We start from the raw sequence: 762 nt of genomic DNA, 5'->3' as shown, positions 1-762 counted from the left end.
CGGGGGCGGGGCCGAGGGGGGGTTTGGCCCCCGCCTGCCGGAACCCGGGCCGCGGCGGGGGGTGCCGACGGGGCCGCGGCCGCGGCCGGGGGCGGCTCCTCGTCCACGGAGACCCCGAAGTCGGTGGCGATGCCGGCGAGGCCGTTGGCGTACCCCTGGCCGACGGCGCGCACCTTCCACACGCCGCCGCGCAGGTAGACCTCGACGACGACGAGCGCGGTCTCGGAGCCCAGCTGGGGCGGGGTGAAGGTGGCGATCACCGCGCCGCCGACCGCGTCCCGCACCGTGGCCGTGGGCTCGATGCCCTGGAAGGTCTGTCCGGCGGCGTCCGGGCTGGCGGTGACCACGATCCGCTCGATGCCCGGCGGCACGGCGCCGGTGTCCACCGTGATCGAGTCGGGCGTCGAACCGCCCCCGGACCGGTGACTCACACCGGGGCCGGTCGGCTGGTTGTAGAAGATGAAGTCGGCGTCGGAACGCACCTTGCCGTCCGCGGCGAGGAGAAGTCCCGATACGTCGAGCCGCACCGGAGCAGCCACGTCCACCGTCACCCGGACGGTGTTGAGCGGCAGATTGGAACCAGGGGTCATAGCGGTCATGCCCGGAGAACGACCGGAGGGGCTTTGCCGTTCCCTTACCTTCGCGGGATATTTCCGGGGCCGGGGCCGGGGCCGGGGCCGGGGGCGGGGCGGTCGGGCCGGGGCGGGGGCCGGGGTGGGGGCGGGCGGGCCGGGGCGGGCCGGGCGTGCGGGTCCGCCGGGC

1 protein-coding gene is annotated in these 762 nt (G+C 76.6%); it reads right to left on the bottom strand.

The features are described from left to right. Positions 1-590, bottom strand: a 590-nt coding sequence (locus ADK55_RS16590; RefSeq protein WP_199826545.1) for a TerD family protein, incomplete at its 3' end; no start/stop codon positions are given. Positions 591-762 lie beyond the last annotated feature (172 nt).

It is taken from the genome of Streptomyces sp. WM4235, assembly GCF_001279725.1.
Classification (GTDB): Bacteria; Actinomycetota; Actinomycetes; order Streptomycetales; family Streptomycetaceae; genus Streptomyces.
Note: the sequence above shows the minus strand (reverse complement) of the source record. Positions and strands in the feature narration are given on the sequence as shown.